The sequence below is a fragment of the uncultured Campylobacter sp. genome, from assembly GCF_938031315.1.
GTDB lineage: Bacteria > Campylobacterota > Campylobacteria > Campylobacterales > Campylobacteraceae > Campylobacter_B.
On the sequence record NZ_CALHHT010000244.1, the window covers coordinates 1 to 1721 of the forward strand.

The 1721-nt window shown below is 43.8% G+C and carries 3 protein-coding genes; all 3 read right to left on the reverse strand.

Annotation, left to right across the window (positions count from 1 at the left end; all coding sequences use genetic code 11):
• Positions 1 to 138: 138 nt before the first annotated feature.
• Positions 139 to 711 carry a tetratricopeptide repeat protein gene (locus Q0236_RS06215; protein ID WP_297916110.1) on the reverse strand — a complete coding sequence of 191 codons (573 nt, stop codon included), beginning with the start codon at positions 709 to 711 and terminating at the stop codon, positions 139 to 141.
• 24 nt (positions 712 to 735) lie between these two features.
• Positions 736 to 1137 (reverse strand): hypothetical protein, encoded by a 402-nt coding sequence (locus Q0236_RS06220; RefSeq protein ID WP_297916112.1) that lies wholly within the window; start codon positions 1135 to 1137, stop codon positions 736 to 738.
• A 215-nt stretch (positions 1138 to 1352) separates the two neighbouring features.
• Complete coding sequence (locus tag Q0236_RS06225; protein ID WP_297916114.1) at positions 1353 to 1484, reverse strand: hypothetical protein; 132 nt, start codon at positions 1482 to 1484, stop codon at positions 1353 to 1355.
• Positions 1485 to 1721: the final 237 nt, after the last annotated feature.

Consider the following 1721-nt stretch of genomic DNA (forward strand, 5'->3'; position numbering starts at 1 on the left):
GCGATGTGCGCACGAGTGGGCTAACCCTATATTCGTGCACGGCTTAAAATTTAGCCGCATCCACGGCGCGGAGATCAAAATTTTACCCTGCTGCAAAGCCGCAACTATTTAGCCGGCTTCGCGGTCGTCTTCGTGCTACTATAGCCTACCTAGCGCTTTTTGGGCGTATTCGTTGCCGCCGGCGGCTCCGCGTCTGTAGAGCTCTCTGGCTTTATTCAGATCTCTTGCGACGCCGTAGCTGTTCTCGTAGCATATGGCTAGATCGGTTAGAGCCTGCGCATTATTTTTTTCGGCGGCTCTTTGTATATATACGAGAGCCTTTTTATAATCCCTTGTATAATATATCCCGTTTAGATACATATTGCCCATCATCGCATCGGCCTGTACGTTGCCTAAATCGCTTGCTTTTTCGTATGCCTTAGCGGCTAGTTTATAATCCCTCATTAGATAGTAGATCCAACCCATATTTTTATAAGCAAGGCTATCGTTTAGCTCCATACCCTTTTTATACCACTTTATCCCTTCGCCGTAGCTATCAAACCTAACCTCATAAAGATAGCCTATGAGCGTAGTAGCCCTACCGTCGCCCGCCTCGGCTAAAGGCTTGAGAAATGCCAAAGCCTCTTTATATCTTCCGCTCTCATCCAGTGTGTCAAATTTATTGTAATCGCTATCCGATATACCAACGCCGTAGTGATCGCAAATGCGCATAATGCCATTATCGTCTTTTTCATCTTAATTCTCCAATACTAGTAGGTCTTTAAATTTATGCTTGACGCTTCTTATCGCGTCGCCGTCCTCGGTATAGTCGGTGATATAGCCGTCTTTGTCGGTGGTGAAATAGATGTAGCCGTAAGTGCTATAATTAACGCCTACTACGCTGCAGCCCCAGAAGTTGCACGATCTCTCTACCGATAGTACTTCGCGCGGTTCATATTGTAGATAGTATTTATTTGAAAACATGCCTATATCGATGTATGACCAGCCGCCGGTGTATTTCTCCATATCTAGGATATGGCGACCTTTGAGTTGGGTTAGCTCTTTATTTTCTAAAAAGAGGTTTGTGGGGCCAAGGCCGTGTTTGTTGCATCCGACCAGCATGAAGGCATAGAAAAGGGGCAGGAAAAATTTTCGCATTTTTGATCTCCTTTGTAAATTAATGCGCCAAGATTCTAGCAAAAACGTAAATTTAAGTCAATGAAAAAATAATTTTTATTTAACGTATATGGGCTCCAATTCGGCTTTAAAATTTTTAATTACAGTAGCGAGTAAATAGGGCGGTTTTTTAACTTAGGCAGGCAAGGGCGTAGTGGGTGTTTAAATTTACAATCTCGGCTTGAAATCGAGGAATTTTACTTCGCGTATAGGCGCACTGACGCTAGTCGCTTTGCTTGATTATTGCCTGGCTCGGCTTGGTTGGAGTCTAAGTCGGCTTGACTGCTGTCTGCATTGGTTTGGTTTGTTTGCTGTCCGTCTTGGTTCATCAATTATCGGCTGGCGCAAGCCGCTAATGCCGGCGAAAATTTTAAAATTTTATTCCATCTGTTTAAAAAGTCGGCTTACGCTCCCTGCGTCGCGCTGCTTTAAAATTTTGAAATTCGCTTAAATTTAATCCTTGCCGATTTTGAAAACGAACATCTTGCATGCGTTACAAAAGGCAGGAATCAGGCTAAATAGGCGCCCTTTGAGGCTCCAGTGGCTTTTATACATTTTTAGCATTG

Excerpts from the sequence above, each read along its gene's own strand:
- Q0236_RS06215 (WP_297916110.1), bottom strand. The coding sequence starts at position 711 with ATGCGCATTTGCGATCACTACGGCGTTGGTATATCGGATAGCGATTAC.
- Q0236_RS06220 (WP_297916112.1), bottom strand. The coding sequence starts at position 1,137 with ATGCGAAAATTTTTCCTGCCCCTTTTCTATGCCTTCATGCTGGTCGGA.
- Q0236_RS06225 (WP_297916114.1), bottom strand. The coding sequence starts at position 1,484 with ATGAACCAAGACGGACAGCAAACAAACCAAACCAATGCAGACAGCAGT.